27 protein-coding genes are annotated in these 26,990 nt (G+C 54.5%); 9 read left to right on the forward strand and 18 right to left on the reverse strand.

Annotated elements, in window-relative coordinates:
• Nucleotides 1–114 precede the first annotated feature (114 nt).
• The 4 genes from fumD to VF709_RS06490 form a co-directional block, all read right to left on the reverse strand.
• Nucleotides 115–324, reverse strand: coding sequence for a fumarate hydratase FumD (gene fumD / locus VF709_RS06475; RefSeq protein WP_013096944.1), 210 nt, complete (start codon nt 322–324; stop codon nt 115–117).
• A gap of 105 nt (nt 325–429) precedes the next feature.
• Nucleotides 430–1,242, reverse strand: a complete 813-nt coding sequence (locus VF709_RS06480) for a MetQ/NlpA family ABC transporter substrate-binding protein (protein WP_149896454.1) — start codon at nt 1,240–1,242, stop codon at nt 430–432.
• 24 nt (nt 1,243–1,266) lie between these two features.
• Nucleotides 1,267–1,935: a methionine ABC transporter permease gene (locus VF709_RS06485; protein ID WP_013096946.1), complete on the reverse strand. Its 669-nt coding sequence runs from the start codon at nt 1,933–1,935 to the stop codon at nt 1,267–1,269.
• The gene (locus VF709_RS06490) at nt 1,928–2,950 is read right to left on the reverse strand and encodes a methionine ABC transporter ATP-binding protein (RefSeq protein WP_020688322.1); all 1,023 of its coding nucleotides are present in this window, start codon (nt 2,948–2,950) and stop codon (nt 1,928–1,930) included. The genes VF709_RS06485 and VF709_RS06490 overlap by 8 nt, the downstream gene beginning before the upstream one ends.
• Before the next feature lie 398 nt (nt 2,951–3,348).
• On the opposite strand from VF709_RS06490, the gene VF709_RS06495 reads away from it, so the two are divergent.
• The 5 genes from VF709_RS06495 (at nt 3,349) to lpp (ending at nt 8,213) form a co-directional block, all read left to right on the forward strand.
• Nucleotides 3,349–4,719: a pyridoxal-phosphate dependent enzyme gene (locus VF709_RS06495; RefSeq protein WP_058679099.1), complete on the forward strand. Its 1,371-nt coding sequence runs from the start codon at nt 3,349–3,351 to the stop codon at nt 4,717–4,719.
• Between the two features lie 10 nt (nt 4,720–4,729).
• A complete protein-coding gene (locus tag VF709_RS06500) occupies nt 4,730–5,875 on the forward strand; it encodes a trans-sulfuration enzyme family protein (protein WP_029883873.1) in 1,146 nt (381 codons plus the stop codon).
• Nucleotides 5,876–5,948: 73 nt separating this feature from the next.
• Nucleotides 5,949–6,245, forward strand: coding sequence for a protein YnhH (gene ynhH, locus VF709_RS06505; protein ID WP_418250441.1), 297 nt, complete (start codon nt 5,949–5,951; stop codon nt 6,243–6,245).
• Nucleotides 6,246–6,252: 7 nt separating this feature from the next.
• On the forward strand, nt 6,253–7,665 hold the full coding sequence (pykF, locus tag VF709_RS06510; RefSeq protein ID WP_013096950.1) for a pyruvate kinase PykF: 1,413 nt from the start codon (nt 6,253–6,255) through the stop codon (nt 7,663–7,665).
• A 311-nt stretch (nt 7,666–7,976) separates the two neighbouring features.
• Nucleotides 7,977–8,213, forward strand: coding sequence for a murein lipoprotein Lpp (gene lpp, locus VF709_RS06515; protein ID WP_001082307.1), 237 nt, complete (start codon nt 7,977–7,979; stop codon nt 8,211–8,213).
• 61 nt (nt 8,214–8,274) lie between these two features.
• Here lpp and ldtE read toward each other — a convergent pair whose 3' ends face one another.
• The 9 genes from ldtE to VF709_RS06560 all read right to left on the reverse strand — a co-directional run bounded on the left by ldtE (nt 8,275) and on the right by VF709_RS06560 (nt 17,356).
• Nucleotides 8,275–9,288: a L,D-transpeptidase LdtE gene (ldtE, locus tag VF709_RS06520; protein WP_149896455.1), complete on the reverse strand. Its 1,014-nt coding sequence runs from the start codon at nt 9,286–9,288 to the stop codon at nt 8,275–8,277.
• A 97-nt stretch (nt 9,289–9,385) separates the two neighbouring features.
• Nucleotides 9,386–9,802, reverse strand: a complete 417-nt coding sequence (gene sufE, locus VF709_RS06525; RefSeq protein WP_440231164.1) for a cysteine desulfuration protein SufE — start codon at nt 9,800–9,802, stop codon at nt 9,386–9,388.
• A gap of 14 nt (nt 9,803–9,816) precedes the next feature.
• Nucleotides 9,817–11,037 carry a cysteine desulfurase SufS gene (gene sufS / locus VF709_RS06530; RefSeq protein WP_149896456.1) on the reverse strand — a complete coding sequence of 407 codons (1,221 nt, stop codon included), beginning with the start codon at nt 11,035–11,037 and terminating at the stop codon, nt 9,817–9,819.
• The gene (gene sufD / locus VF709_RS06535; RefSeq protein ID WP_020688327.1) at nt 11,034–12,305 is read right to left on the reverse strand and encodes a Fe-S cluster assembly protein SufD; all 1,272 of its coding nucleotides are present in this window, start codon (nt 12,303–12,305) and stop codon (nt 11,034–11,036) included. Before sufD ends, sufS begins: the two co-directional genes overlap by 4 nt.
• The gene (sufC, locus tag VF709_RS06540) at nt 12,280–13,026 is read right to left on the reverse strand and encodes a Fe-S cluster assembly ATPase SufC (protein ID WP_013096955.1); all 747 of its coding nucleotides are present in this window, start codon (nt 13,024–13,026) and stop codon (nt 12,280–12,282) included. Before sufC ends, sufD begins: the two co-directional genes overlap by 26 nt.
• 9 nt (nt 13,027–13,035) lie before the next feature.
• On the reverse strand, nt 13,036–14,526 hold the full coding sequence (gene sufB / locus VF709_RS06545) for a Fe-S cluster assembly protein SufB (protein WP_440231165.1): 1,491 nt from the start codon (nt 14,524–14,526) through the stop codon (nt 13,036–13,038).
• Nucleotides 14,527–14,534: 8 nt separating this feature from the next.
• Nucleotides 14,535–14,903, reverse strand: coding sequence for a Fe-S cluster assembly scaffold SufA (sufA, locus tag VF709_RS06550; protein WP_008500631.1), 369 nt, complete (start codon nt 14,901–14,903; stop codon nt 14,535–14,537).
• 313 nt (nt 14,904–15,216) lie between these two features.
• A complete protein-coding gene (locus VF709_RS06555; RefSeq protein ID WP_013096958.1) occupies nt 15,217–15,945 on the reverse strand; it encodes a MerR family transcriptional regulator in 729 nt (242 codons plus the stop codon).
• A 190-nt stretch (nt 15,946–16,135) separates the two neighbouring features.
• Nucleotides 16,136–17,356: a diguanylate phosphodiesterase gene (locus VF709_RS06560; RefSeq protein ID WP_058679106.1), complete on the reverse strand. Its 1,221-nt coding sequence runs from the start codon at nt 17,354–17,356 to the stop codon at nt 16,136–16,138.
• Nucleotides 17,357–17,697: 341 nt separating this feature from the next.
• Between VF709_RS06560 and ycgZ the strand changes: the two genes are divergently transcribed.
• The 4 genes from ycgZ to fdhF all read left to right on the forward strand — a co-directional run bounded on the left by ycgZ (nt 17,698) and on the right by fdhF (nt 20,896).
• Entirely contained in the window at nt 17,698–17,937 is a 240-nt protein-coding gene (gene ycgZ / locus VF709_RS06565; RefSeq protein ID WP_013096960.1) for a regulatory protein YcgZ, read from the forward strand.
• Between the two features lie 4 nt (nt 17,938–17,941).
• The gene (locus VF709_RS06570; RefSeq protein WP_149896457.1) at nt 17,942–18,262 is read left to right on the forward strand and encodes a hypothetical protein; all 321 of its coding nucleotides are present in this window, start codon (nt 17,942–17,944) and stop codon (nt 18,260–18,262) included.
• 29 nt (nt 18,263–18,291) lie between these two features.
• Nucleotides 18,292–18,570 (forward strand): biofilm development regulator YmgB/AriR family protein, encoded by a 279-nt coding sequence (locus VF709_RS06575; protein ID WP_013096961.1) that lies wholly within the window; start codon nt 18,292–18,294, stop codon nt 18,568–18,570.
• Nucleotides 18,571–18,745: 175 nt separating this feature from the next.
• Nucleotides 18,746–20,896: a formate dehydrogenase subunit alpha gene (gene fdhF, locus VF709_RS06580; protein ID WP_149896458.1), complete on the forward strand. Its 2,151-nt coding sequence runs from the start codon at nt 18,746–18,748 to the stop codon at nt 20,894–20,896.
• 47 nt (nt 20,897–20,943) lie between these two features.
• On the opposite strand, the gene fliB is transcribed toward fdhF, so the two are convergent.
• The 5 genes from fliB to VF709_RS06605 all read right to left on the reverse strand — a co-directional run bounded on the left by fliB (nt 20,944) and on the right by VF709_RS06605 (nt 26,956).
• Nucleotides 20,944–22,161: a flagellin lysine-N-methylase gene (fliB, locus tag VF709_RS06585; RefSeq protein WP_149896459.1), complete on the reverse strand. Its 1,218-nt coding sequence runs from the start codon at nt 22,159–22,161 to the stop codon at nt 20,944–20,946.
• Nucleotides 22,162–22,249: 88 nt separating this feature from the next.
• Entirely contained in the window at nt 22,250–22,894 is a 645-nt protein-coding gene (locus VF709_RS06590; protein WP_013096964.1) for a helix-turn-helix transcriptional regulator, read from the reverse strand.
• Between the two features lie 51 nt (nt 22,895–22,945).
• Nucleotides 22,946–23,434: a fimbrial protein gene (locus VF709_RS06595; RefSeq protein WP_440231166.1), complete on the reverse strand. Its 489-nt coding sequence runs from the start codon at nt 23,432–23,434 to the stop codon at nt 22,946–22,948.
• A gap of 35 nt (nt 23,435–23,469) precedes the next feature.
• Nucleotides 23,470–24,417 carry a fimbrial protein gene (locus tag VF709_RS06600; RefSeq protein WP_440231167.1) on the reverse strand — a complete coding sequence of 316 codons (948 nt, stop codon included), beginning with the start codon at nt 24,415–24,417 and terminating at the stop codon, nt 23,470–23,472.
• Nucleotide 24,418: 1 nt separating this feature from the next.
• The gene (locus VF709_RS06605; protein ID WP_149896461.1) at nt 24,419–26,956 is read right to left on the reverse strand and encodes a fimbria/pilus outer membrane usher protein; all 2,538 of its coding nucleotides are present in this window, start codon (nt 26,954–26,956) and stop codon (nt 24,419–24,421) included.
• Between the last annotated feature and the right edge of the window lie 34 nt (nt 26,957–26,990).

The following is a 26,990-nucleotide window of genomic DNA, read 5'->3' on the forward strand; positions in this document are numbered from 1 at the left end:
TGTACCCCTCTCGCTTTACCTGACTTCAGTAAAACACGCCTCCATCAGGAAGGGGAAATAACAATAACGACAGTTGATATGCAGGATTTGAGTAACTCGCGAAACGCTGGTGCCTTACCCGGCCAGCGCCTTCACCACTGTCTCCATCGCCTGGGTAGTTAACTCGCTCCGTTTTACGCGCTGGTTCGCCAGCGCCGTACGCAGTACCCCGGCAATCACGATATGCTTGGGCTCCTGCCCTAAGTCACGCATCTCCAGAACGACCTTCCCTACCACCCGACACATCTCCTGGTACAACTCTTCGTCTTTGGTCACATTGCCCATGGCGATCCACTCCGTTGCCCTAAACCGTCAGCTTAAATGATCCCTCGCCCGGATACAAAAAAGAAGCCCGACGAGAAACTCACCGGGCTTCCTAAGCTAAATCAATTAATTATTTACCGGGATCACCGCGCCTTTGTACTTGGTGCGGATCCAGTCCTGAATCTCTTTGGAGTGCAGCACGTTCACCAGCGCAACGATATCTTTCTTCTTCTCGTCACCGCGATGCACGGTAATGATATTGGCATACGGGTTGTTTTCACCGCTTTCAACCGCAATCGGGTCGTGAACCGGATCCAGACCGGCGTCAATCGCGTAGTTGGCGTTGATCACGACCGCCGCGCCTTCATCGTTGTTATACATCTGCGGCAGCAGAGACGCTTCCACGTTAGGAGTGAACTGTAGCTTTTTCGGGTTCTCCACGATGTCGCTGATGCGCGCGGTCACTTTGTCGATGCCAGGCTTCAGCTTGATCACCCCTTCTTTTTCGAAGATAGAGAGAATACGCCCCTCTTCAGAAACGGCATCACGCATGATGATTTTGCCGCCTTCCGGCAGGTCTTTCAGCGACTTGTATTTTTTGGAGTAGATGCCGATGGGCTCGATGTGGATCGCGCCTGCGTTGACAAAATCATAGTCCTTATCGCCTTCGTGATCTTTCAGCACGCTGTTCAGATAAGGGATGTGCTGGAAGTAGTTCGCGTCAATGTCATGACCCGCCAGGGCAGTGTTGGGCAGAATGTAGTCCTGGAACGGTTTGATCTCCAGGTCGATACCCTGCTTCGCCAGAATCGGCTTCGCCTGTTCAAGAATTTCAGCATGTGGCGTATTGGACGCGCCCACGGTGAGGGTGTCAGCCCAGGAGGCAAAGCTCAGGGCGCTTAGGGTTGCTGCGGCGATCAGTGTCAGTGTCTTTTTCATGATGATGGTTCCTGTGTGTATTTATTAGCGTTTATCTAACAGTGAGGTAATGATGTCGCCGCAGAACTGGATAACAAAAACGATGATCAAAATGGTCACCGTTGCCACCAGCGTGACGTCACCATGGTTGCGCTGGAATCCTTCCAGATAAGCCAGATTTCCCAACCCACCGGCGCCAATCACCCCGGCCATTGCGCTGTAGCTCACCAGCGCAATCAGCGTCACCGTAATACCTGAAACCAGTGCGGGTGATGATTCCGGCAGTAAAACCCGAAACACTAAGGTGCTCAGTCGTGCCCCCATTGAGCGCGTTGCTTCTATGACCCCTTTGTCCACTTCACGCAGGGCGATCTCCACCAGACGGGCGTAGAACGGTGCGGCGCCCACAATCAGGGCAGGCAGTGCCGCGTTAGCTCCCAGGATGGTGCCAACAACGGTCTTGGTGAACGGGATCAGCAAAACAATCAGAATGATGAACGGGATAGAGCGGAACACGTTCACCACAATTGAAATGACGCTATAGACCGTGCGGTTGTGGAACAATCCGCCGCGGGCGGTTAAAAACAGCGCCAGACCCAGCACGATCCCCAGCACAAAGGTCGCCACACCGGAGAGCGCGGTCATGTACAGCGTCTCAAGCGTTGCCGCCCAGAGCTGATCCCACTTCAGATGCGGAAAGAGATTCTCAGCCATGTTTAATCACCTCGCCTTCAATATCGCTGTGCTTCAGGTCGGCGAGGATATTGTTCAGTTGTTCATCGGATGCCACCACGTGTACCCACAGCTGGCCAAACACGCCGTGCGCCGTCTGGGTCATTTTTCCGTGCAGAATGTTAAACGGCAGGCCGTAGCGCAGCGTCAATTCACCCACAATCGGTTTATGTGTGCTGTGCCCGGTGAAGGTCAGACGGATGACCGTCCCTTCCAGATCGTTTGCCAGCTCGGTATTAAAGGTCTCTTCCTCGGCGTACTGGCTCACCTGGCGGACAAACTGCTGCGTAATCGGCTGCTGCGGATGGGTAAAAACGCTCAGCACGTCGCCCTCTTCCACCACTTTACCGTTCTCCATCACCGCCACCCGGTCACAGATTTTGCGCACCACGTGCATCTCGTGGGTGATGAGGACGATGGTCAGCCTGAAACGACGGTTTATGTCCAGCAGCAGATCGAGGATCTGATCGGTGGTCTGTGGGTCGAGCGCAGAGGTGGCTTCGTCACAGAGCAGCACGTCCGGGTTGTTCGCCAGCGCACGCGCAATGCCCACGCGCTGCTTTTGCCCGCCGCTCAGCTGCGACGGATACGCATTTTCGCGGCCTTTCAGCCCGACCAGTTCCACCAGCTCGGCCACGCGGGCCTGAATCCTGGCCTTTGGCACCCCGGCGATCTGCATCGAAAAGGCAATGTTTTCCGCTACCGTTCGCGACCACAGCAGGTTGAAGTGCTGGAACACCATGCTGATCTTCAGACGCGCCTGTCGCAGCGCTTCCCCCTTTGCGGCAGAAATGTCCTGACCGTTAATGGTCACGCTGCCGCTGCTCGGTTTTTCCAGGCCATTTAACAGGCGGATAAGCGTACTTTTCCCCGCGCCGCTGTAGCCAATAATGCCGTATATCTGTCCCTGCTCAATCGTCAGATTGACGTTATCAACGGCCGTGAGCGCCACCTTGCCGTTGTCAAAGACCTTCGAAATATTGCTGAGAACAATCATTCTTATTCGTTATCCGTCCGCCCTGGCGGTTTAGAAGTATGGATGTCCAAACGATAGTAATCAGCCGTTACTTGCTTTTAAATGAACAAAAAAGCATGTGTTATAACCAGAGGGAATAAACACTGCCTGTCGCGGGCGAGACCCGTTTAGACCAATTTCAGCAATGTTTATCTGCACGATGCATATGTCAGGGGCGACCCACGCCAAAAACGCGCATTTTTTCAACATATTCTGTTGATATAGCCATCCTCACATCCGGAGCACTTTACGTCTTGCTATCCTGACATCCAAAAACACCATTTATATTCTTTTCTGTTCTAAAAAGCAGAGATTCGTTCTTTCTTGCGAAATTTTCACCGCCCTATCATCCCGTCATGACCTCCTGAAAGGAAAAAACCATGACGATTTACCACTCCGTCACTGAACTGATTGGCCAAACACCGGTTATCCAGCTGCATAAACTGGACACCGGCCTCTGTTCGCTGTTTCTGAAACTGGAGAACCAGAACCCGGGTGGCTCTATAAAGGACCGCGTGGCGCTGTCGATGATCAATGAAGCGGAGCGCACCGGCCAGCTGCAGCCGGGCGGCACGATTATTGAGGCCACGGCGGGGAATACCGGCCTGGGTCTGGCCCTGATCGCCGCCCAGAAAGGCTATTCGCTGATCCTGGTGGTACCGGACAAAATGAGCCGCGAGAAAATCTTCCACCTTCGCGCGCTGGGTGCCCAGGTGTTACTGACGCGTTCGGACGTCAATAAAGGCCATCCCGCCTATTACCAGGATTACGCCCGGCGTCTGGCGAGTGAACTGCCCGGCGCGTTTTTCATCGATCAGTTCAACAACGAAGCCAATCCGCTGGCGCACCGTACCACCACCGCGCCGGAGCTGTTTGAACAGCTTAACGGCAGGATCGACGCCATCGTGGTGGGCGTGGGGTCAGGCGGCACGCTGGGTGGCCTGCAGGCGTGGTTCGCCGAACACTCGCCGCACACGGAGTTTGTCCTCGCAGACCCGGCAGGATCGGTTCTGGCCGACCAGGTGGAAACCGGACGCTACCGCGACGCGGGCTCCTGGCTGGTTGAGGGAATTGGCGAAGACTTTATTCCCCCACTGGCCCACATTGACGGGGTGAATCGCGCCTGGCGCATCACCGACCGCGACGCGTTCGCCACCGCGCGCGAGCTGCTGAAAACGGAAGGCATTCTGGCTGGCTCCTCCAGCGGAACCCTGCTGGCAGCCGCGCTGAAGTATTGCCAGGCACAGACCACGCCGAAACGCGTGGTGACCTTCGCCTGCGACAGCGGCAACAAATACCTCTCAAAGATGTTCAACGATGACTGGATGCGCCAGCAGGGGCTGATGTCCCGCCCGCAGGCAGGCGATCTCTCCGACTACATTGCGCTGCGCCACGACGAGGGCGCCACCGTCACCGCCGCCCCGGACGACACGCTTTCCACCGTACTGGCACGCATGCGCCTGTATGACATCTCGCAGCTGCCGGTGCTGGAGAACGGCAAGGTGGTAGGCATTATTGATGAGTGGGATCTGCTGCGCCACATTGGCGGCGACGGGGCTCGCTTTGCCCTCCCCGTCACGGCGGCCATGACGCAACAGGTGGAGATTCTTGATAAGCACGCGCCGGAAAGCGCCCTGCACGCCATCTTTGACCGCGGTCTGGTGGCGGTGATTAATGACAATGACCGTTTTCTGGGTCTGATCACCCGCAGCGACCTCCTCACCGCCTGGCGCAACCGTCTACAGCAATAAGGAAACAAGAATGAAAAATCTCGCCACGCTCAGCGTACACAGCGGCCAGGTTAACGATCAACACGGCGCGGTCATGCCGCCCATTTACGCCACCTCGACGTTTGCGCAACCGTCGCCGGGGGAGCATACCGGCTACGAATATTCCCGTAGCGGCAATCCTACCCGCCATGCGCTGGAAACCGCCATCGCCGAACTGGAAGGCGGCACGCGCGGCTATGCTTTTGCCTCCGGTCTGGCCGCCATTTCCACCGTACTGGAGCTGCTGGATAAAGACAGCCATATCGTCGCCATTGATGACGTGTATGGCGGCACCTACCGTCTGATTGAAAACGTGCGTAAGCGCAGCACCGGGCTGCGGGTCAGTTGGGTAAAGCCCGACGATCTGGCCGCGCTGGAAGCCGCCATTGGTCCCCAAACGCGCATGATCTGGGTGGAGACGCCGACTAACCCGCTGCTGAAACTGGCCGACCTGGCAGCCATCGGGGCCATTGCCCGCCGCCATAACGTGATAAGCGTGGCGGATAACACCTTCGCCTCCCCGGTCATTCACCGTCCGCTGGAGCTGGGTTTTGATATCGTGGTGCACTCCGCCACCAAATACCTGAACGGCCATTCCGACGTAGTAGCCGGGCTGGCGGTGGTGGGCGATAACCCGGCGCTGGCGGAACGGTTGGGTTATCTGCAAAACGCCATCGGCGGCGTGCTCGATCCCTTCAGCAGTTTTCTGACGCTGCGCGGAATGCGTACCCTGGCTCTGCGGATGGAAAAGCACAGCAGCAACGCGCTGGCGATTGCGCAATGGCTTGCGCAGCAGCCGCAGGTCGAAAAGGTGTTCTATCCGGGGCTGGATTCGCACCCGCACTATCAGCTCGCCCGCAGGCAAATGGCGCTGCCGGGCGGGATGATTTCCGTCGTGGTGAAAGGCGATGCGCAACGTGCGACGGAGGTGATCCGCAAGCTGAAGCTGTTCACCCTCGCAGAAAGTCTCGGCGGTGTGGAAAGCCTGGTGAGTCAGCCCTACAGCATGACCCACGCCTCAATTCCGCGCGAGCAGCGTCTGGCTAACGGCATTGTGCCGCAGCTGATCCGCCTGTCCGTGGGGATCGAAGAGGCAGACGATCTGATTGCCGATCTGAGTCAGGCGCTGGAAAAATAAGCAAAAGGCGGCAGGCCCCTCGCCTGCCGCCATAAGATGTCATTATGCCTTAACGCATTGATAACAATATTATGTGAAACTGCACAGATTATTTCTGAAACACCGTTTCCATTTTCCTTTTATCTTAAAATCAGCGTATAATGCGCGCCAAATCCCTGGTGAATGGTTTCAGCGCTTGGAATACAAAAAACAACGTACAACTTCTCCTCTCCTTCGTTGGGCTGTCACTCAGGCACACTTTCTTCTGCACGCTCATTTGATGTCTCCTATCCTTAGTGCGTGTCATATACTCTTTTGCAACACAGGTTTGACTCCGCGGCGGTGCGCCCCCGGAGCGAGATTTCCATATCCTTCCCAACTTAAAGACTAAGACTGTCATGAAAAAGACGAAAATTGTTTGTACCATCGGCCCGAAAACCGAATCTGAAGAGATGCTGACCAAAATGCTGGACGCCGGCATGAACGTTATGCGTCTGAACTTCTCTCACGGTGACTACGCTGAACATGGTCAGCGTATCCAGAACTTGCGCAACGTCATGAGCAAGACCGGTAAAAAAGCCGCCATCCTGCTGGATACCAAAGGTCCTGAAATCCGCACCATCAAACTGGAAGGCGGTAACGACGTCTCCCTGAAAGCGGGCCAGACCTTTACCTTCACCACTGACAAGTCTGTGGTCGGTAACAGCGAAATCGTTGCGGTAACCTATGAAGGCTTCACCAGCGATCTGTCTGTGGGTAACACCGTGCTGGTAGACGATGGTCTGATCGGAATGGAAGTCACCGCCATCGAAGGCAACAAAGTCATCTGTAAAGTGCTGAACAACGGCGACCTGGGCGAAAACAAAGGCGTTAACCTGCCAGGCGTTTCCATCGCGCTGCCAGCACTGGCTGAAAAAGACAAGCAAGACCTGATCTTCGGCTGCGAGCAAGGCGTTGATTTCGTTGCTGCCTCCTTCATCCGTAAACGTTCCGACGTGGTTGAAATCCGTGAGCACCTGAAAGCGCACGGCGGCGAGAAGATCCAGATCATCTCCAAAATCGAAAACCAGGAAGGCCTGAACAACTTCGACGAAATCCTCGAAGCGTCTGACGGTATCATGGTTGCGCGTGGCGACCTGGGTGTTGAAATCCCGGTTGAAGAGGTGATCTTCGCGCAGAAAATGATGATCGAGAAATGTGTCCGCGCACGTAAAGTGGTTATCACTGCTACCCAGATGCTGGACTCCATGATCAAAAACCCACGTCCAACCCGCGCAGAAGCAGGCGACGTGGCGAACGCCATCCTCGACGGTACTGATGCCGTCATGCTGTCTGGCGAATCTGCGAAAGGTAAATATCCGCTGGAAGCGGTGTCCATCATGGCCACCATCTGCGAACGTACTGACCGCGTGATGACCAGCCGTCTGGACTTCAACAACGACAGCCGCAAACTGCGCATCACTGAAGCGGTCTGCCGCGGTGCAGTAGAAACGGCTGAGAAGCTGGAAGCGCCACTGATCGTGGTTGCAACGCAGGGCGGTAAATCTGCGCGTGCCGTACGTAAATACTTCCCGGATGCTACCATCCTGGCGCTGACCACCAATGAAACCACTGCGCGTCAGCTGGTGCTGAGCAAAGGTGTTGTTGCGCACCTGGTGAAAGAGATCGCCTCTACTGACGATTTCTATATTCAGGGTAAAGAACTGGCGCTGGAAAGCGGCCTGGCACAGAAAGGCGACGTGGTGGTAATGGTATCGGGTGCACTGGTACCGAGTGGTACAACCAATACCGCATCTGTTCACGTGCTGTAATAATGTTCAAACGAATTAGTTTTTGATAAAAAGCGTCCTTCGGGGCGCTTTTTTTATTCGTGGTATTAGCCAACTCTATTCAAAAAGCAAATCGGGTTTTTCTATTTAATCGCGATTTATGTAAGACGAATCCGATGAAAAATGCCTTTTTTAACATAGCTTTTTCGACAAAAATGCCGAATTCGTTGCTTCTTTGAGCGAACGATCAAAAATAGGCGTATTCCCATCAAAAAAATATTCTCAACCCAAAAAAGTTTGTGTAATACTTGTAACGCTACATGGAGATTAACTCAATCTAGAGGGTATTAATAATGAATCGTACTAAACTGGTACTGGGCGCGGTAATCCTGGGTTCTACTCTGCTGGCAGGTTGCTCCAGCAACGCTAAAATCGATCAGCTGTCTTCTGACGTTCAGACTCTGAACGCTAAAGTTGACCAGCTGAGCAACGACGTGAACGCAATGCGTTCCGACGTTCAGGCTGCTAAAGACGACGCAGCTCGCGCTAACCAGCGTCTGGACAACCAGGCTACTAAATACCGTAAGTAATAGTACCTGTTAATAAAATGGCGCACATTGTGCGCCATTTTTTTTGCCTGCGTCAAACCCCCTACTGCGTCACCTTCTCGCCATCCTCTTCCGTTACCGCAGCAGAGACACGGCTGTTCTGCACGGACTGCACGTTGTTGCTGGCCGACGGGCCGTTAGCCGCCGATACGGCGACCGGGATCCCCGCCCGGCGCGACAAGGCTTTATCAATAAGCGCTTTGTCACTTCCTGCCTGAGAAACAAACGAGGCAAAGTCAGCGGAATGGGTAATAGGTGTAATCTGCGGGTTTTCTCCCTCCACCTGCGCCAGCGGACGATGCACTTCAATATAGCGTTTGCCATCCGGCTCGACGGAGAACTTCACCGGCTCATTAATAATCTGCACCCGTGTGCCGACCCGCACCTGTTCGAACAGGGCTTTAATGTCCGGGGCATTCATGCGCATACAACCTGAACTCACCCGCAGCCCAACGCTGTCCGGCGCACTGGTACCGTGGATGAGATATTCCCCATTGCCCACGCCTAAACGCAGTGCAAAGCGCCCCAGCGGGTTATTTGGCCCGGCGGGTACGACCGGCGGCAATTTAATGCCCTGCTCCAGAGAGCGCGCTCTGATGCCCGGCGTCGGGGTCCAGGTTGGATTAGGGATCTTCTGACTCACGCGGGTCGTCGTGACCGGCGTCTCAAGTCCCACCTGTCCAATCCCCAGCGGGAAGACCTGAACAATATTTCCCCCCGGCGGATAGTAGTAAAGCCGTAACTCGGCCAGGTTCACCACAATACCTTCGCGTGGCGTGTCCGGAAGCAGCATCTGGGATGGAATGGTAATCACCGTTCCCGGCGCAGGGTTTACCGGCGCAATGGTATTATTGGTTTCAAGGATGAGCTGTGCCGCAGTATTAAACCGACGTGCGATGGTCTGAAGTTTGGTATCCCCTTCCTGTATTGTGTAGGTTTGATTTTGCCCAATCAGACGGCTGCCTGCGGGCGGTAACGGATAATCCATCGCACTGGCCGAATTAAGAGCGCCGAGCGAACCAAGGAGTAAGAGTGTTATTAGAGACGCGCGCTTCATGCTGAGATTCCTTATTCACTGACAGAACGCCAGAAAGCTGAAAAACCAGCGAGGCGGGAACCACCTCGCGAAACAGAATGAATGCTGTCCTGTAATTCTAGCTAATGATTGCAGCTTTGGCGCGGATGGCGCGAATCATCGCTTCCAGCCCCTGGGAGCGGGACGGGGTGAGGTGTTGGGTCAGGGCCATTTTTTCAAACCACGGGCGCACATCAAAGGCGACAATATCCTGCGCGGACATCTGGTGGTAGAGAATAAAGACCACGGCGATAAGCCCTTTCACAATCGCGGCATCGCTGTCGCCGTGCAATTCAATCGTACCGTCGCCCTTTTGCTCCATCACAATCCACACCTGGCTCTGGCAGCCCTGAATAATATTATCCGGGTTATGCGCCTCTTCACTGAGCGGCGGCAAACGCTGCCCCAGCTCAATAATATAGAGATACTTTTCTTCCCAGTTTGCGCAACGTCCGAAGTTACGCAGTAATTTATATTTGTCCGGCAACTCTGCCATTGTTCGCTTCTCCGTTAGCCCAGCAACTGGTGAATGCGTTTTAGCCCCGCCACCAGCCTGTCGACCTCTTCCGTTGTGTTGTACATCACCAGCGACGCGCGGCACATTGCCGGGACCTGATAAAATGCCATCAGCGGCATGGCACAGTGGTGCCCCGTACGCACGGCCACGCCATAGTTATCGAGGAAACTGCCCACATCATAGGCATGGTGTTTTCCCAGATTGAACGCAATCACGCCCTGCCGGTTGGCCGGGCCATACAGGGTCAACTCGGGCACACTGGCAAGCTCCTGCAGCGCGTAGTGCATCAGCATCTGCTCATACTCCTGGATGGCCTCAAGGCCAATGGAGGAGACATAAGAGAGAGCAGCCCCAAGCCCGATAATCCCGCCGGTATTGGGCGTACCAGCCTCAAAACGCCACGGCGCGCGCGCGTAGGTGGTCCCTTCCGACAGGCTGACGGTGGCGATCATCGAGCCGCCCCCTTCCCACGGCGGCATGGCCTGCAAAATATCGTCTTTCACATACAACACGCCGATCCCGGTTGGGCCATAAAGCTTATGCCCGGAGAAGACGTAAAAATCGCAGTCCAGCGCCTGAACATCCACCGCGTGGTGCATCACCGCCTGAGCGCCGTCAATCAGGACCTTCGCGCCCGCCCGGTGGGCTTTTTCGACGATCTCTGCTACCGGGTTTTCGGTGCCCAGCACGTTAGAGACCTGGGTTATCGCCACCAGCCGCGTGCGGTCGTCCAGCAGGGCATCAAGGTGCTCAAGCTGAAGCGTGCCGTCCTGATGCAACGGGATGACCCGTAGCGCAGCACCCACACGCTCACAGAGCATCTGCCACGGCACGATATTGGCGTGGTGTTCCATCTCGGTGATGATGATGTTATCGCCCGCGTGGACCTGCGCACTGCCCCAGCTGTTGGCGACAAGGTTGATCCCTTCCGTCGTGCCGCGCACAAACACCAGTTCTTCCGGCGAGCGCGCATTCAGAAAAGCGGCCACCTGGGTGCGGACGTTCTCCATACGCTGGGTCGCCTCTGCGCTCAGGGTATGAATACCGCGATGCACGGCGGCGTAACCGTGTCGGTAGAATTCGGCTTCTGCATCCACCACCTGATTCGGTTTTTGCGCGCTGGCAGCACTGTCGAGATAGGCCAGCGGCAGTCCATTCACTTCACGGGTCAGAACCGGGAAATCGGCCCGTACTTTCTCTACGGGAAAACTCATGCTTCGCCTCCAGGCAGACGCTGACCAATACGGGCCAGCACCTGCTGTTTTAACAGGCCATCGTCCAGCGCCTCCGTCAGCTCTGCGGCAAAGGCGTAGATAATCATTTTCTGCGCCGCCTGCTGGTCAATACCGCGCGAACGCAAATAGAACATCTGTTCATCGTCAATGCGCCCGACCGTGGCGCCGTGGCTGCATTTGACGTCGTCGGCATAGATCTCCAGCTGCGGCTTGGTGTCCACTTCTGCCAGGCGCCCCAGCAGCAGGTTGTTGTTGGTCATCTGCCCGTCGGTCTTAATGGCGTGTTGCGCCACATTGATCAGACCGTTAAACACCGCGCGGCCTTTGTCGCTGACAATGGTTTTGTGCAGTTGGCGGCTGTTGCAGTAGCCTTTGTTGTGCTCAAGCCAGGTCCGCGTATCACACACTTCCGATTTGACCGGCATCGCCAGGCTGTTGATGCGCAGGGTGGTGTTCTCGCCGTTAAGCTGCGTACTGGTATTGTGACGCAGTACCGCCCCCCCCAGCAGGAAGCTGTGGCTGTATGCCGCTGCATCTTGTCCAAGCAGGATATCGTTATGCGCAAAGTGGTGACTCTGCGGGTTCTCGAATGCCAGCTTGATATGGTGCAGCTGAGCGTTGGCGGCGACATTCATCGTCAGGCGCGCCCCGGTAAAGTGGCGGGTATCGTTGAGGCTGACGTAATGTTCAATGATCGTGGCTTCCGCCCCCTCCGCCAGCTCCAGATGGTGGCGATAGTGCGCAGTATTGATTTCATCGCCGTCCAGGCCCTGGGTGATGTGCATCAGCAGCAGCGGTTTCGCCGGGCGCTGGTTTCGCTTCACGTGAATCTGCGTCACACTCTGCGCCAGGCTCTCGGTAAGGTGCAAAAAGACCTCCGGCTGCACGGGTGCCGTCAGGCTCTGGCGCTCATCATTAATGGCGATCGTATAACCGCTCTCATCGGTGCTGTCGCTCAGATCAGGACGGAACTGGCCGTCGACAAACACCAGGCGCAGGGCATCCACATTCAGCGCCAGTGCATCGCGCTGCGTCGGTGTGATATCCGCCCGTTGCGAGACAAATTCAGCGTTCAGCAGGCCCTCAAGCGGCGTGTACTTCCAGTTCTCATGTTTACGCGTGGGTAAACCGAGGCGCAGCATCTGTTGCAGGTGCTGTTGTGCCTGCTCAGAACGCCTTCCGCCCTGCGCTTCAAACAGGCGGTGCCACTGCTGGAGCGCATTACTGCTGTTCGGTAAGCCAGCCATAACCCTGCTCCTCCAGTTGTTTGACCAGCGTGAAATCACCGGATTTCACAATGCGCCCCTGGTAAAGCACGTGGACGTAATCCGGTTTGATGTAGTCAAGAATACGCTGATAGTGGGTAACGATAATGAATGACCGTTTGCCGTCGCGCAGAGAATTCACCCCGTCGGCGACAATCTTGAGGGCATCGATATCCAGACCGGAATCGGTCTCATCCAGAATGCACAGTTCAGGTTCAAGCACCGCCATCTGCAGAATGTCGTTGCGCTTCTTCTCGCCGCCGGAGAAGCCGACGTTTACCGAGCGGGTCAGCAGATCTTCCGGCATTTTCAGCAGCTTGATCTTCTCTTCCATCAGGTCCTGAAAATCAAAACGATCCAGCGCCTCCAGGCCACGGTATTTGCGTACCGCGTTGAGCGCCGTTTGCAGGAAGAACTGATTACTGACGCCCGGAATTTCGACCGGATACTGGAAAGCCATAAAGATGCCCTCCCCCGCGCGCTCTTCCGGCGACATCTCCAGCAAATCTTTGCCGTTAAACTCCACCGAGCCGTTGGTCACTTCGTAATCTTCGCGTCCCGCCAGCGTCGCTGAAAGCGTACTTTTCCCGGAGCCATTCGGCCCCATAATGGCGTGGACTTCACCCGGCTTGACGTCAAAATTGAGGCCACGCAGGATGGCTTTGTCTTCCACGCTAACCTGTAAATCTTTAATACTTAACATGTGCTTTCCTTAACCGACGCTGTGTTCAAGACTAATGGCGAGGAGTTTCTGGGCTTCAACGGCAAATTCCAGCGGCAGTTCAGAGAACACGTCCTTACAGAAGCCGTTGACAATCATCGAGATGGCATCTTCTTCACTGATCCCGCGCTGCAGGCAGTAGAAAAGCTGATCTTCCCCGATACGCGACGTTGTCGCCTCATGCTCAAGCTGGGCGCTATTGTTGCGACACTCCACGTACGGGAAGGTATGCGCGCCGCAGTCTGCGCCAATCAGCATGGAGTCACACTGGGTAAAGTTTCGCGCGTTGGTGGCCGTAGGCATGATTTTCACCAGCCCGCGATAGCTGTTCTGGCTGTGTCCGGCGGAAATACCTTTTGAGATGATGGTCGATTTGGTGTTTTTACCAATGTGGATCATCTTGGTGCCGGTATCCGCCTGCTGATGGCCGCTGGTCAGCGCAACGGAATAAAACTCGCCGATGGAGTTATCCCCGCGCAAAATACAGCTCGGATACTTCCAGGTAATGGCCGAGCCGGTTTCAGACTGGGTCCAGGACATCTTGCTGTTTTCGCCTTCACACAGCGCACGCTTGGTGACGAAGTTGAGGATACCGCCGGTATTACCGTCGCCCGGGAACCAGTTCTGCACCGTGGAGTATTTCACTTCGGCGTCTTTATGGATGATGACTTCAACCACTGCGGCGTGGAGCTGGTAGCTGTCGCGCACCGACGCGGAACATCCTTCGATGTAGCTGACGTAGCTGCCTTCGTCAGCCACCAGAATGGTACGCTCGAACTGGCCGGTCTTTTCCGCGTTGATGCGGAAATAGGTCGACAGCTCCATTGGACAACGTACCCCTTTCGGCACGTAGATGAAGGTGCCGTCTGAGGCGACCGCTGCGTTAAGCGCCGCGAAGAAGTTGTCGTTAGACGGCACCACGGTGCCAATGTACTTTTTCACCAGTTCCGGGTGATCGTGGATCGCTTCGCCGAAAGAGCAGAAAATGATCCCCTGTTCTGCCAGCTTCTCACGGTAGGTGGTTGCCACCGAGACAGAGTCAAAAATGGCGTCCACCGCCACCTCTTTCCCCTCGCGAACCGGTACGCCAAGCTGGTTAAACGCCTCTTCCACCTCTTTACTCAGGAAGCTATTATCCGCGCCAGTTTGCTGTACCGCGCCGGGCTGCGAGGCGCAGGTGTCGTCACAGCTGCCGCAGGAAGGTGCAGAGTAGTAGCTGTAATCCTGATAATTCAGCTTATCGTAGTGGGCTTTCAGCCAGTGCGGCTCTTCCATCTCCAGCCAGGCCCGGTAAGCGCTCAGGCGGAATTCGAGCATCCATTCCGGCTCGTTACGTTTGGCTGAAATTGCGCGCACGACATCTTCGTTGATGCCCTTCGCCAGTTCATCAGTTTGCAGCTGGGTGAAGAACCCCTCTTTATAGTTGAGGTGTCCGCCGCTCCAGGTATTTACTTCACTCGTTGCTTCAGTATTACGAGACATAGTACCGCCTATACCCCAAAGCTTTCGCCGCAGCCACATTCGTTCTGGGCTTTCGGGTTATGAAATTTGAATAACTGGTTTAAACCTTCACGCACGTAGTCCACTTCGGTGCCGTCGATAAACGGCATCGCCTGAAGCGCGACATACAGTTTTGCGCCATCCGTTTCAAACACCAGATCATCTTTTTCGGGTTCGGTGACGGTGTCGAGCACATAACCAAACCCCGCGCAGCCGGTCTGCTTGACCCCTAAACGCACGCCGAGGATCTCTGGCTTTTTCGCCACCAGCTCATGAATATGTGCCGCCGCCGCTGGCGTGAGCGTTAAACCGCGCCAGGCGAAATCGGCAGGGTTAAAGGTTTCTGAATGCAGTTCCATAGGTCCACCTCATCTGATAAGCCATCAGGGCATAACACCATGTTAGTGATAACGATTATCACTTCAACCCTCTGACAGCAGGGGCATTAGGCTTAATCGCCCTTTTTGCCTGGTTTTATTAAGCATAGACCCTGTGAGAGGATGCTGGCGGGATGGATTTAATTGTTCAATGCATTGATTAATAATGCATTTCGCTGCGTCGTTCGTCTGATTAAAAGGAAAAGCAAAATATGCATCGGAAATGCCTATTTTTGAGATAGCTTTTGCGCAGGACAGGACAGAAAGAAAAAAAGGCCCTCAAGGCCTCTGATGATTAATGATGAAAGGCGACGGAAAAACCTTGTTCACGCCAGTGATCGAGCTGTTCCTGCTGACGGGGCGTGGGCGATTTTCCCGTCCAGACAAAGAGTTTCTGCCCGGGGAAGAGTTCGGGACGCGGTGAATCAATCGGCTCTGCCAGCACGTCGATATGCCAGCCCTTATTGGCTAAGCGCGCGGCTTCAAGCCACAGATGAGTGCGGTCGTCGCACTCCCAACCGATGAGCAACGCATCTTTACCAGCTTTTTTACGCGATTCTGCCAGGCTTGCCACGGCGAATTCGATCAGCACACCATCAAACAGGCTCGCCATGTGGCGCACCGTATTTTGATCCTGATTCATGCGCTGCCTTACGGGGGTAATAATGTTGTCGATCAACGCATCCATGGCGTGATCGCGGCGAAACTCGCCAATTTTTGCGCGCAGTTTTGCCGGGCTGGCATAGCGCAAAACGGTCATCATCTCTTCCTGGAAAGCGGCCCAGTTACCCTGGGTCATCACTTCCTTGTTCTCCAGCAAGGCTTTTACTTTCCCCACCGAAACGCCTGATTTCATCAGACGTTTGATCTCTTCAATACGCAGGATATCCTCGTCGTCGAACTGACGATGACCCCCTTCACTGCGCTGCGGCTTCAACAAACCATAACGGCGCTGCCAGGCACGCAGCGTAACGGGGTTGATACCGCATCGTTCGGCGACTTCGCCGATACTGTAATAGGCCATTAACTCCCTCACGCTCAATACTTCCATACCCAACCACAGCAACCTTATCAGATTGTACAAGCTATTTGTATAACTAAGACCTCAGTTTGAAACAGGTGAATGGTGAGGACACCATCCACGCCGTTAACTCTATTGTTGTCTAAATTCCACCTTACGTACAGTTAACTCTGCCAAAGGTTGTACAGCTTTATCACAATCCAGACTTTTTCTCGGGCCACGAAATTGCCGGAATGCCGCCATGTCGGGGGCTGGCAAACAGATGCCCCTGGAACTGGGAAATTCCCGCAGATTCCAGCCACATCCACTCCTCAGCCTTCTCCACGCCGACGGCGCAGAACTGAATTTCCAGCGAGGAACAGCACTTGATAATCGCCTGAATGATGGCCTGACGCGGACCGCTTTTATGCACATCCAGCACTAGATCGCGATTAATCTTAATTCTGTCCGGCTGGAACTGGGCCAGCAACTGCAGCCCGGCAAAACCGGCCCCGAAGTGATCGATCGTCACGCTGATACCGGCACTTTTTAACTGCCGGACCGAATGGGTAAACTCATCGAAGCGCGAGATGGCTTCACTTTCGGTGAATTCCACCACAATTTGCTCCGGCACAAAGCCGTTCGCGTCGATAGCGGTGAGCAGGAAATCGACGGCATGCGGGACATTGACCAGCGTCATGGGCAACAGGTTAATCGACAGCGTCTGATTCTGTAGCCCCAGCGCACTGGCCATGGAGAGCGCAACCTGTTTGCTGTGCAAATCTGCTGCGTAGACCTCTTCGCGCGGAAGCGCCGCAAAATAGGCCCGTGGCGAGTCGCCGGATGGCGTGCGCAGCAGGGCCTCCCAGGAGACCACCTCCTGCATAAAGGGATCCACAATCGGCTGAAACGCAAAGCTGCAGTCCGCCCCTTTTGCTACCACCGGCGGTTGCGCGGATAACGGCGTCTCCTCGGGGATAAAATCCCAGGTATCGGCGGGCGGCAATTCAAAATAGTTGGCCTTCTCGGTTGCCTCAACGAACGTGCGGAAGAACTGCAGCGGACGATCGTTATAGGTCAGCTGATAGCGGGTCGTGCCCTTATTAAGCACCTGCTGAAGAACATCTTCCCGGTCGAAGTGACGCAAATCAAAGAGCTCCATCCCAACATTGCCAAAACGCCGGGAAGGTCCGTGATCGCGCATCAGTTCCACCACATTGTGGTGACGCGGATCGCGGCAGATCTGCTCATAAATGGCGGTCACGTTTTCGACTGGCCCTTCGAGCAACTGAAAAAAGTGCGTGCCGTTAAACAACAGGATCCCCGTGACGTCGGATTGTCGGTTTTTACTATCTGCAGCAGCGACCATGGTTTCCAGCGCTTTCACCGGAACGTCATCGCAGATATGGCTGCGGTATATGATGGTTGTCAGCATGCTTTTCCTGGAGGGGTTAGGGGTTTGGCCACGAAAACGCGTGGATAGAGTTCTGTTATAGCATATTAATTGTCAGGCAAATAATTTACGTCTCAATGATTTAGGACGTTTATGACCCGAGTTTTCGATGTTGTACAACTTAACCACGACGCTTCAAGTTGTACAATATATTCTGTTACGATACCGTTACAGACTCCATCAATAACCCTCTGAAATGTAAAAAGTTTATAAAATATATCATAAAATATTTAAAAATCTGTACATTTTTAATGTACAGATTTGTGATTTGTGTATACCTTAAATGTAACGTTAGTGATTACTAAATTTTACAGGAGCGAAACATGCAACAGAACGGTTACGTCGCAGATTCTGCCGCCGCTATTGCGCAGTACTTCGAAAAAGCCGCGCTTCCAACGCAACAGGAAACGCTGGGTGAAGTTGTGGTTGAAATTCTTAGCGACGGGCGAAACCTCAACCGCAAGTCACTCTGCACCAAACTCTTAAGTCGCCTCGAAAAGGCCGAAGGGCCGGAAGAGGAACAGCATTACCACATGCTGCTTGGTTTGCTCTTCGAACGGTAACGTTATGAATCGCAGTGACGCTGAAAGACTCACAGACCAGCTTATCGGTGAAGCCGTGCTTTCCCTCCTGAAAGAACGGGGGCCACTGACGACCGATTCTCTGGTACAGCGTCTGCGTAAAATGCAAATACATGAAAAGGATCCCCGGCGGCGGGAGACACTGGCGAGGGTGATAGCCGACATCGGCTCAAAAAACAGCGCCTTTATACGTCGCAGAACCGCGCAAGGACGATCAATCAGAGAGGGATCTCTCAAGGATAACAGAGACAATGTAGTGCCGTTATTTGGTGATGGAAAACCGTCCAATCCCAGGAAAATACATTGACTGCAATTTAACAGCTACGGTGAGAACAAATGAGACAGAATATTCAGCCACAACCCGAATACCATTCGGCTTTTCTGGACAGCGCTTTGTCGGAGTATTTCCGCCACGCTGGCGATCGTTTTGCTGAAGAATCCGCGATTTTTTCTACTGCAGTACGTTGTGTCCTGGCCACGGAAGGTCACCTTACCAACAAAGCGATCATTCTCTGGCTGATCCAGACGCTGGAAGCGACGGATGACGTGGTTCAGGCCGACGTCATTCGTAAAACGCTGGAAATTGTTGTGGGTTACACAATGGACGACCTTTAAAATTAGCTAACGTGTCATCGTCATAACTGTCGACCAGCCTGACGATGACACCCCTCCCCCCTCATAACACCCTGTGAAACACGCATCGTAAAGATGGCACACTTCCTGCTTACTCCTCTTTACGGGATCGGGCTCTCCGGTCATCTTGCTTCATTTCTTAACAGGTCTGTTATTGATGAAAAAAATCGCCAGCGTCTGCCCTTACTGTGGTGCAGGCTGTAAATTAAACCTCGTTGTTGAAAATAACCGTATTATCCGTGCCGAAGCCGCAGACGGCGTAACCAATCAGGGCACCTTGTGCCTGAAAGGCTTTTACGGCTGGGACTTCCTTAACGATACCCGCTTGCTCACCCCTCGCCTGACGCAACCGATGATCCGCTACCACAAAGGCGAACCCTTTACCCCGGTCACCTGGGACGAGGCCATTCGTTATACCGCCAACAAGCTTAAAAACATTAAAGCGCAGTTCGGCCCGCGGTCCATCATGACCACCGGCTCTTCCCGGGGGACGGGCAATGAAACCAACTATGTGATGCAGAAATTCGCCCGTGCGGTACTCCATACCAACAACGTGGACTGCTGCGCACGCGTCTGCCACGGGCCTTCCGTGGCGGGTTTGCAGAAAACGCTGGGCAACGGCGCGATGAGTAATTCCATTAACGACATTGAACACTCAAAATGCCTGCTGGTTTTCGGATACAACTGCGCCGATTCCCATCCTATTGTCGCCCGCCGCGTGCTGAAAGCCCGTGAGAACGGTGCGAAAATTATCGTCTGCGATCCGCGTCGGATTGAAACAGCCCGCATTGCCGACCAACATCTGCCACTGAAAAACGGCAGCAATATGGCACTGGTTAACGCCTTTGGCTATGTGCTGCTGGAAGAGGAGTTGTACGACAAAAACTACGTCGCACGCTTCACGGAGGGGCTTGAGGCCTACCGGCAGACGGTGAAAGAGTACGCGCCAGAGAAGGTCGAACATCTGACCGGCATACCCGCCCACGATGTCCGCCAGGCGATGCGCACTTTCGCAGCGGCCCCTTCCGCGACCGTGATGTGGGGAATGGGCGTCACACAGTTTGGTCAGGCCGTAGATGTGGTAAAAGGCCTTTCGAGTCTGGCGCTGTTAACCGGTAATCTTGGTCGCCCTGCCGTCGGCGTCGGTCCCGTTCGCGGACAAAATAACGTGCAGGGAGCGTGTGACATGGGCGTATTGCCCAATATGTTCCCCGGCTATCAGGACGTGACGGACCCGGCTGTCAGGCAGAAGTTCGCCGATGCCTGGGGAATTGACGTTACGGTAATGGACGATCGCGTCGGCACGCGTATTACCGAGGTGCCGCATCTCGCCCTGGAAGGTAAAGTCAAAGCCTATTACATCATGGGGGAAGACCCGCTGCAGACCGAGGCCGACCTGGGCCTGGTGCGCAGCGGCTTTGAGGCGCTCGACTTTGTGGTGGTTCAGGACATCTTCATGACCAAAACGGCGGAAGTGGCGGATGTTCTGTTACCCGCCACCTCCTGGGGCGAACACGGGGGCGTCTTTACCTGTGCCGATCGCGGCTTCCAGCGTTTCGGCAAGGCCGTCGAGGCCAGCGGCAACGTAAAACGCGACTGGGAGATCATCAGCCTGCTGGCGACAGAAATGGGCTATCCGATGCACTACACCTCAAACCAGCAGATCTGGGATGAGATGCGCGCGCTGTGTCCGCTGTTCTACGGCGTAACATACGAAAAAATGGGCGAAATGGGCCATGTCCAGTGGCCATGCCCAACGCTCGATCACCCCGGCACACCGTATCTGTACAAAGATAATCACTTCGACACGCCAACCGGCAAAGGGCAACTGTTTGCCGCGCCCTGGCGAGCGCCCGCTGAAACACCAGACGAAGACTATCCTCTGGTGCTCTGCACGGTGCGCGAAGTGGGACATTACTCCTGTCGTTCCATGACCGGAAACTGCGCTGCGCTGCAAAGCCTGGCCGACGAACCGGGTCGGGTGCAATTGAACCCGGCGGATGCGGAACAACGCGGTATCACTGACGGGCAACTGGTCTGGGTGCGTTCGCGCCGCGGTAAAGTGATTACCCGCGCCAGCCTCAGCGAACGCATCAACGCCGGGGCTGTATATATGACCTATCAGTGGTGGATTGGTGCCTGCAACGAACTGACGCAGGATAATCTTGATCCGATCTCCAAAACGCCGGAAACGAAGTATTGTGCTGTTCAGATGGACGCCATTGAGGATCAACGCTGGGCTGAGGACTTTGCGGCATCGGCGTACCAGTCCATGAAGTCTCGGCTGATCAGTGCGGTGAATGCCTGAGAAAATGCCGGGTGGCGCTGCGCTTACCCGGCCTACGTTACGGGCGTTTATTCAATCAACAGCAGGCAGGATAAATCATCGCCGCCATTGATTTTATCAATCGCAGCGTCCATGCGGGCATCAATGGTGTTATTGTGCATGGTCTTTTCGGAGAGGCTGGCGATGGTTTTCATTACCACCTGTTGGTCGATTTCGCCCTGCATCGATCTCACGCTGAGGATGAATTTGATATAGAAAAAGTCCAGCACGATACGATAAAACTGACGCATCATCGTCGCCATGTTTTTGCCGGGGAAATAGCTGCTGTAGAGTTTGTACAGCAGGTAATTGCGTAACACGTAAGGTTCTGACAAACAGGAATCCTCACATAATTTGTGCCACTGCTGATTAATCGCGTCGAATTTCGTCTCCAGTTCCGCCGCGTCGCTAATACCGGCAACATCCAGGTATGCGGCAATTTGCTGATGCCCTTCAAGAATAAAACCGTCCCGGGCTGAATCTTTTGCAACATGCGTTCCCATGACGGACAACGCCAGATATTTCATTGCGTTTGACTTCGCCAGATGACCGGAATCCATCAGCGATTTTTCGCTTTGCAACTCATTGAGAAGCGCTTCGTAGAAATTTTCCACTTCAGCAAATTTATTATGCAGATCAAAGTTAACGTGCTGGAGACAAAGAATAAACTGCGCCAGCGCCATCAAATTTTCTTCTATATTACGGGATGGCGACTGGATTAAATTCCAGGCGAAAAGATGGATCACCTGTTGAGTCTTCGAGACAGACTGGCGCTGCCCAATCAAATTGGTTTTATAGCCCGCCACGAGCTCATCCTGCTCCTGAAGCAGCATCGCATCCGGGTCAAACAGCACCCGCCGCACCACTTCCGGGCAGGAGAGCGTCATCGTGTGCCGTGTCTCATCCTGGTAGCGAGTTGAACTCCGGGGGTAAGTGCTGCAGGTATGCGAGAGCGCCTCTTCCCCCAGATCGCGGTGGACCATGCAGAGCTTGTTTTCATCGATAAAAGGACAGTCCCCTTTTTCGTTTAACTTCACTCTGGAGTAGCTATTCTTACCCTTTCTCTGCAGGATAAGGTTCTTTTTGGCAATGGCGGCAATCTCTGTGTGCGAGGAGAGAACGTATTTCTGATGAGTTTTCTTGTCGATAGCGATTGTCCAGCCACGACAACATGACATTAAGCATTCTGGCCCAACACACTTAAATTTACAGACAAAAATCGGCTTGATGGTTTTGTGAATTTGCATAGCGAAGGCGTCATTATATAAAGCATAAAAAGTACCATGACGCGCGCGCTATGCTAAAGGCGCATAACGGCGCACAAATTCAGGTAATTTACAGTATCAAAGAGAATGCGAGATAGTCACCGAGCCGGTTTGGGTAACTGTTCCTTTGCACCATTCGGCGAATAAGGGCAATCAGTTCAAAATCGGTTCGCAGATTAAACTTTTGCATCATTACATACTTTTGCGTAAAAACGGTTTTATCGCTGATCTTCAGCGCATGCGCGATCTGCACTACCGATAATCCCCGGTAAAAATTGGCCATAATGCGTTTTTGCTGGGGTGATAATATTTTATGCTGACACTCTGCGCAGCTTTTTTGCTTCCAGCTGTTCCCCGCCAGCTCTGCGCGGTACCAGGCAATGAACAGCACCTGGCTTATCCGATCAAGAGAAGCACGACGTGAAATAAAAATAATATCGTTAAAGCAGGAGGGTAAGGCAGAAAAATGATATTCATCTTCTACCAATCCGATCACAATCCCTTTCTGGCGCGCCTGTAATTCGGGAAAACAGACCAGCGCCTCCCCCATACAAAACGAGAGAACGATAATATCGGCGGCACTGACGTTATCACGGCTAAGCTCCGCCTCGAAATGAATCTGCTGCTTAAAATTACGCAAAAAGAATTCCACAAAGAAACACTGCAGCCCATGGTGAAAAAATTGGTCTGTCTCTTGAATCAGAATATTCAACATAGCAAATACCGATGTGGGTCAGTCAATAAGCGTTATTAACGCGCGGGATTGTTAATTGTATTGCATGGTCATCACAACAACTGCGCTGACGCTGCCCGGCGTCGCGCCACCGGTAACAGATTTTACCGAAGCCTGCATGGCCATGCTCGCCGTTCTGTCCGGCGCAATATTTTGCGTTATGCTGGACCCGGTCCCCTTCAACGTTCCCGTTGCGGCCTCACGCATGGCTATCGCCACGTTTGTCGCCGAGCCGCTGTTCATGTAGTAGTCCGCACCGGCCGCCGGATCGGGGGTGCCGGTGAACGAGACCGTGACGCTGCGGGTCCCCGCCGGGCACTGGGTAAATTGCAAATTAAACGGCACCGGATCTGATGTCGATCCCGGCGTCGCCATATTAGTCGCCTGTATATTTCCAAGATTAATATCCAGGTTTGCGCTCCCGCCATTAAATACACAGGGCGAGGCGATGATATTTCCCGTCACGCCCAGATTAACGCTATCAGCCGCAACGACGTTCCAGCTGAATGCAAGGAGGAACATCCCTCTCCTGAAGGGTAATTTCATCATTTCACCTGTTACTGGTAGGTCAAATTAAGGGTGGCGGAGGCATTTGCCGAGCCGGACTCAACGGATGTTAATGTCTGGTAATAGCGTGCCGTTAACGGGAGCGTCTCCTGCCCGCCTGCTGACTGTTTTAATAAAAGACGGCTGTTTAACGTCAGCGGCGAGCCACTATAGAGAAGCTGTACGCCAACGCCTTTTGCGGTGCCGCTGTTTCCCTGCCCTGTTAATGCCATTACGCTGGTATTCGCACTGTCCGGGTTCTGTATTCCGCTCAGGGAAACCGAAATATTGGTGCCAACGCTGCAGTTCAACCCGAGGTTTTGCGTATTCTGCGCAACTGCTGGCGTGGTCCCCACCACTGAGCCAAATGCTGCGGCCGAAATATCACCAATCGGGAACGTCAGCTGCGGCGTGGTGATGGTGCAGGCCAGCGCGTTGATTGTGCCGCCGGTCAGCTGCACGGTTAACCCGTCACGGTAAATACCGTCGCTGCCCTGCAGCGTCACCGCCCCTATGGGGCCTGGCGTTAAGGCGCCGGACGATACCGGGCCAGTCACCACCAACTCGACCCAGCCCCCGTACCAGACCACATACGAGGTCTGCGCACTATACGAGAACGTATTGCTCGGGTTCTCAAAATAGGCATTTGATGAAAGCCGAATGCCAATCCCGCTAACGTTGGTGTTGTAAACATGATTGCCGTAGCTGCTCAGCGCGGCATTGTTGTATCGCATGCTAAAACCCAACATAAGTGGATTGGTACACCCGCTAAGGTAGGTGCCGGTATTACTCGCCGCGCCGGAAAAAATCACCGTGCCGACAGGCGCATCGCGCTGAACATTGATTGTGCCCACCGACAGCGTAGAAAGTTGAGGCGTAATGGTGGTGCAGGTCCCGGCCCGGGCGATATGCCATGCGCAAAGACAGCACAGCAGTAATAACATGTTGATCCGTTTCATCTTAATGCTCCCGGCGACACGAGACGCTGATGTCCGTGATGCCGCCGTATTGCGCTCCATTCGGCAGGCTAAAATCTGCCCGACACTGCTGGTGAGGTTGATGTCCCCATGTTGCCAGGACCGTGCCCTGGTCGCGCAGGCCGGTTAAATAGACCTGGCCGCGATCGCCCACGATAAAGCTGCTCTTGTCATCATCCGCCAGGGTAACAACCGCGCCAAACGGCACGAACTGCTCAGGCGTCGTCAACGTCATCAGCACCCGACGTCCGACTTTGGACAAATAATCGGCTTTTACCACCGCGCCGCGCGTAGGCGTGACCGTGCGGGTGTTGATCTCCAGCTCCACATCGTCAGGCATATTTTCCGGATCGAGAGTGAGATCGTTTTTGCGGTATACGGAGAGGTTATTCACCACCGTATAGCCCCGGAAATCCGTTCGCACGCCGGACTGATTACGAATATTCACGCCGTGCGCGCCCGGGGCTTTGATTAACGCGTTGGTTTCCCCCAGCGGCTGAGACAGCGTCACGCCATCAGCATGCGCGAGGATCCCTCCCTGCAAACCATAGCTAAGGCGCTCGCTATGTTTGTCGTACCCATAGCCCGCCGTAACTTCCCCGTACGTGCCTTTATAGTCGCCGTTGAGCGTACCGGTATAGCCCACGCCATCCGTACCGTAACCCTGCTGGATATTCCAGCTCAGGGCGCTATTGTCGAGGGCCACCCCGTTCATGCCGATACTGTGCGTCGTGCCACTGTTCTTGCTGGCGTTCAGGCCATAGTTAGCCCACGTCTGCGGCAGAAATTTATCCAGCGGTACGCTAACGGTCAGCGCCAGAAGCTGGTCGTTAGCGTAGGTCTTTGTACTTCCACTGCCAGACGACGGGCTGCCATTTTTGCTGTATGTCCAGCTCACGCCATAGCTGATGTTGTGCCAGTCATTGTTGTAGCCGACACTCCACGACGCCATGGGTCTGTCAGCGTTCCAGTAATCTTCCCGCGCGGCGCTGAGCGTCAGCGCCCCCCGGTCACCGCCCAGCGTCTGGCTCATGGTGAGCTCCAGGCGGTTACGCCGTCTGTCCTGAAGTGCGCCGTTGTTCCCCCAGGAGTCCAGCACGTCCTGGAGTCCGTAATAGCCGCGCGTTGAATAACGGTACCCCGCAATCGAAAAGTTGGTGCCGGTATTAATGACGTTCTTGCTGTAACGCGCTCGCCAGGACTGCCCCTGCGTTTTTGCAGTATTGGCCGGCGTTGACCAGGCCTGGGTGACATCGACGGAAAGCGCGCCGAAATCCCCCATGTTTTTACCGGCGCCGACCGCAAGCGACTGATATTTGCTGGCACCCTGCACCCCGCCATAGATCGTGATGCCCTTCTGAAGCCCATAAATCGCGGCGATCTGCCCGAACGGGGTTTTCTCCACGCTGCTGTTGTAGGCGCGATACTGTCCACCGGTGAGGGCATATTTCAGTCGCCCTTCGCGCTGCAATATCGGTACCGAGGCATACGGCAGCGTGAAATGCTGCTCGCTGCCATCGGCCTCTTTGATGGTCACGTCTAAATCGCCCGCGCCGCCGGTGGGATACATATCGGTAATTTCAAACGCGCCCGGCGCCACGTAGCTTTGGTAGATCTGATAGCCATTCTGGCGAATCACCACCTGAGCATTGGTGCGCGCGATCCCGCGGACCACTGGGGCATAGCCTTTCAGGGAGTCCGGTAACATGTCATCATCCGATGCCAGCTGAACCCCGCGAAAAGGCACGCTGTCAAAGACATCCGCCGGGGAGGAACTGTCCCCAAGGGTAAGCTGCGCTTTCAGGGGAATAACGGCACGTTGCAGATAGCTGTAGACCGTGTCCCATCGATCTTTCCCCGCGCCATCCCGTGACCAGGTGGTGTAGTTGCGTAGACGCCACGGGCCAATATTTATCCCCGGACGCAGGTTCGCATACTGGCTGTTGCTGCTGGCCCCCTCACCCGCTTTCGCCCGGCTGTTCGCGCCGCTGAGGCTGTAATTGAGCATGGCTGCCGTTATCCCCTCATCCCACATCTCCGGCGGCACATAGCCTCTTGCCGGCAGATCGATGGCGGCCTGCGGAATACTCAACACCAGACGCTGGGCACCAAACTGGAAATCGGCACTGGCTTGGGGAATCGCCTGAAGATTGACGCATTCACCGTGTCCTGCACTGAGCGCAGGAAATAATGCCGTTTTCACCCCCCAGCGTTTTAATTGCGCAAGACTCAGACAAGGCTGCAATGACGCATCGCCGTTGTCGGCTTTGCTCGCGGTAAACTGAATATCCCCCGTCTCGAGAAACGCGTCGTCGACAATAATATCGACATGGTAGATCCCCGCTGCCTGCGAACCTGATTCAAAGGCCGACAAATCGGCTTTATCCATGCCTGGATTATCCAGCTCAATTAATTCGGAGTTAAAGGCAACACTGGCGTAGAGCGAGGTTGAGGATCCGCCAAACGCTAAGGCGATAAACATCGCCAGGCGTGCGGGTTTCATTGTGTTATTTACCGTCATTGCGAATTACCGGGTTAATGCAGGCGTTGCCGTT

This window comes from Enterobacter sp. Lyrl_3, from assembly GCF_051948675.1.
GTDB lineage: Bacteria > Pseudomonadota > Gammaproteobacteria > Enterobacterales > Enterobacteriaceae > Enterobacter > Enterobacter cloacae.

Bases quoted from the DNA above. Each gene is read 5' to 3' on its own strand.
- sufA (WP_008500631.1), bottom strand. From the start codon at position 14,903: ATGGAACTGCATTCAGAAACCTTTAACCCTGCCGATTTCGCCTGGCGC.
- VF709_RS06575 (WP_013096961.1), top strand. From the start codon at position 18,292: ATGAGACAGAATATTCAGCCACAACCCGAATACCATTCGGCTTTTCTG.
- sufS (WP_149896456.1), bottom strand. From the start codon at position 11,037: ATGAGTTTTCCCGTAGAGAAAGTACGGGCCGATTTCCCGGTTCTGACC.
- VF709_RS06480 (WP_149896454.1), bottom strand. From the start codon at position 1,242: ATGAAAAAGACACTGACACTGATCGCCGCAGCAACCCTAAGCGCCCTG.
- VF709_RS06605 (WP_149896461.1), bottom strand. From the start codon at position 26,956: ATGACGGTAAATAACACAATGAAACCCGCACGCCTGGCGATGTTTATC.
- VF709_RS06590 (WP_013096964.1), bottom strand. From the start codon at position 22,894: ATGTTGAATATTCTGATTCAAGAGACAGACCAATTTTTTCACCATGGG.
- fumD (WP_013096944.1), bottom strand. From the start codon at position 324: ATGGGCAATGTGACCAAAGACGAAGAGTTGTACCAGGAGATGTGTCGG.
- sufC (WP_013096955.1), bottom strand. From the start codon at position 13,026: ATGTTAAGTATTAAAGATTTACAGGTTAGCGTGGAAGACAAAGCCATC.
- ycgZ (WP_013096960.1), top strand. From the start codon at position 17,698: ATGCAACAGAACGGTTACGTCGCAGATTCTGCCGCCGCTATTGCGCAG.
- fdhF (WP_149896458.1), top strand. From the start codon at position 18,746: ATGAAAAAAATCGCCAGCGTCTGCCCTTACTGTGGTGCAGGCTGTAAA.
- VF709_RS06500 (WP_029883873.1), top strand. From the start codon at position 4,730: ATGAAAAATCTCGCCACGCTCAGCGTACACAGCGGCCAGGTTAACGAT.
- VF709_RS06495 (WP_058679099.1), top strand. From the start codon at position 3,349: ATGACGATTTACCACTCCGTCACTGAACTGATTGGCCAAACACCGGTT.
- lpp (WP_001082307.1), top strand. From the start codon at position 7,977: ATGAATCGTACTAAACTGGTACTGGGCGCGGTAATCCTGGGTTCTACT.
- fliB (WP_149896459.1), bottom strand. From the start codon at position 22,161: ATGCAAATTCACAAAACCATCAAGCCGATTTTTGTCTGTAAATTTAAG.
- VF709_RS06595 (WP_440231166.1), bottom strand. From the start codon at position 23,434: ATGTTCCTCCTTGCATTCAGCTGGAACGTCGTTGCGGCTGATAGCGTT.
- pykF (WP_013096950.1), top strand. From the start codon at position 6,253: ATGAAAAAGACGAAAATTGTTTGTACCATCGGCCCGAAAACCGAATCT.
- sufE (WP_440231164.1), bottom strand. From the start codon at position 9,802: ATGGCAGAGTTGCCGGACAAATATAAATTACTGCGTAACTTCGGACGT.
- VF709_RS06555 (WP_013096958.1), bottom strand. From the start codon at position 15,945: ATGGCCTATTACAGTATCGGCGAAGTCGCCGAACGATGCGGTATCAAC.
- sufD (WP_020688327.1), bottom strand. From the start codon at position 12,305: ATGGCTGGCTTACCGAACAGCAGTAATGCGCTCCAGCAGTGGCACCGC.
- VF709_RS06560 (WP_058679106.1), bottom strand. From the start codon at position 17,356: ATGCTGACAACCATCATATACCGCAGCCATATCTGCGATGACGTTCCG.
- VF709_RS06570 (WP_149896457.1), top strand. From the start codon at position 17,942: ATGAATCGCAGTGACGCTGAAAGACTCACAGACCAGCTTATCGGTGAA.
- VF709_RS06490 (WP_020688322.1), bottom strand. From the start codon at position 2,950: ATGATTGTTCTCAGCAATATTTCGAAGGTCTTTGACAACGGCAAGGTG.
- sufB (WP_440231165.1), bottom strand. From the start codon at position 14,526: ATGTCTCGTAATACTGAAGCAACGAGTGAAGTAAATACCTGGAGCGGC.
- VF709_RS06600 (WP_440231167.1), bottom strand. From the start codon at position 24,417: ATGAAACGGATCAACATGTTATTACTGCTGTGCTGTCTTTGCGCATGG.
- VF709_RS06485 (WP_013096946.1), bottom strand. From the start codon at position 1,935: ATGGCTGAGAATCTCTTTCCGCATCTGAAGTGGGATCAGCTCTGGGCG.
- ldtE (WP_149896455.1), bottom strand. From the start codon at position 9,288: ATGAAGCGCGCGTCTCTAATAACACTCTTACTCCTTGGTTCGCTCGGC.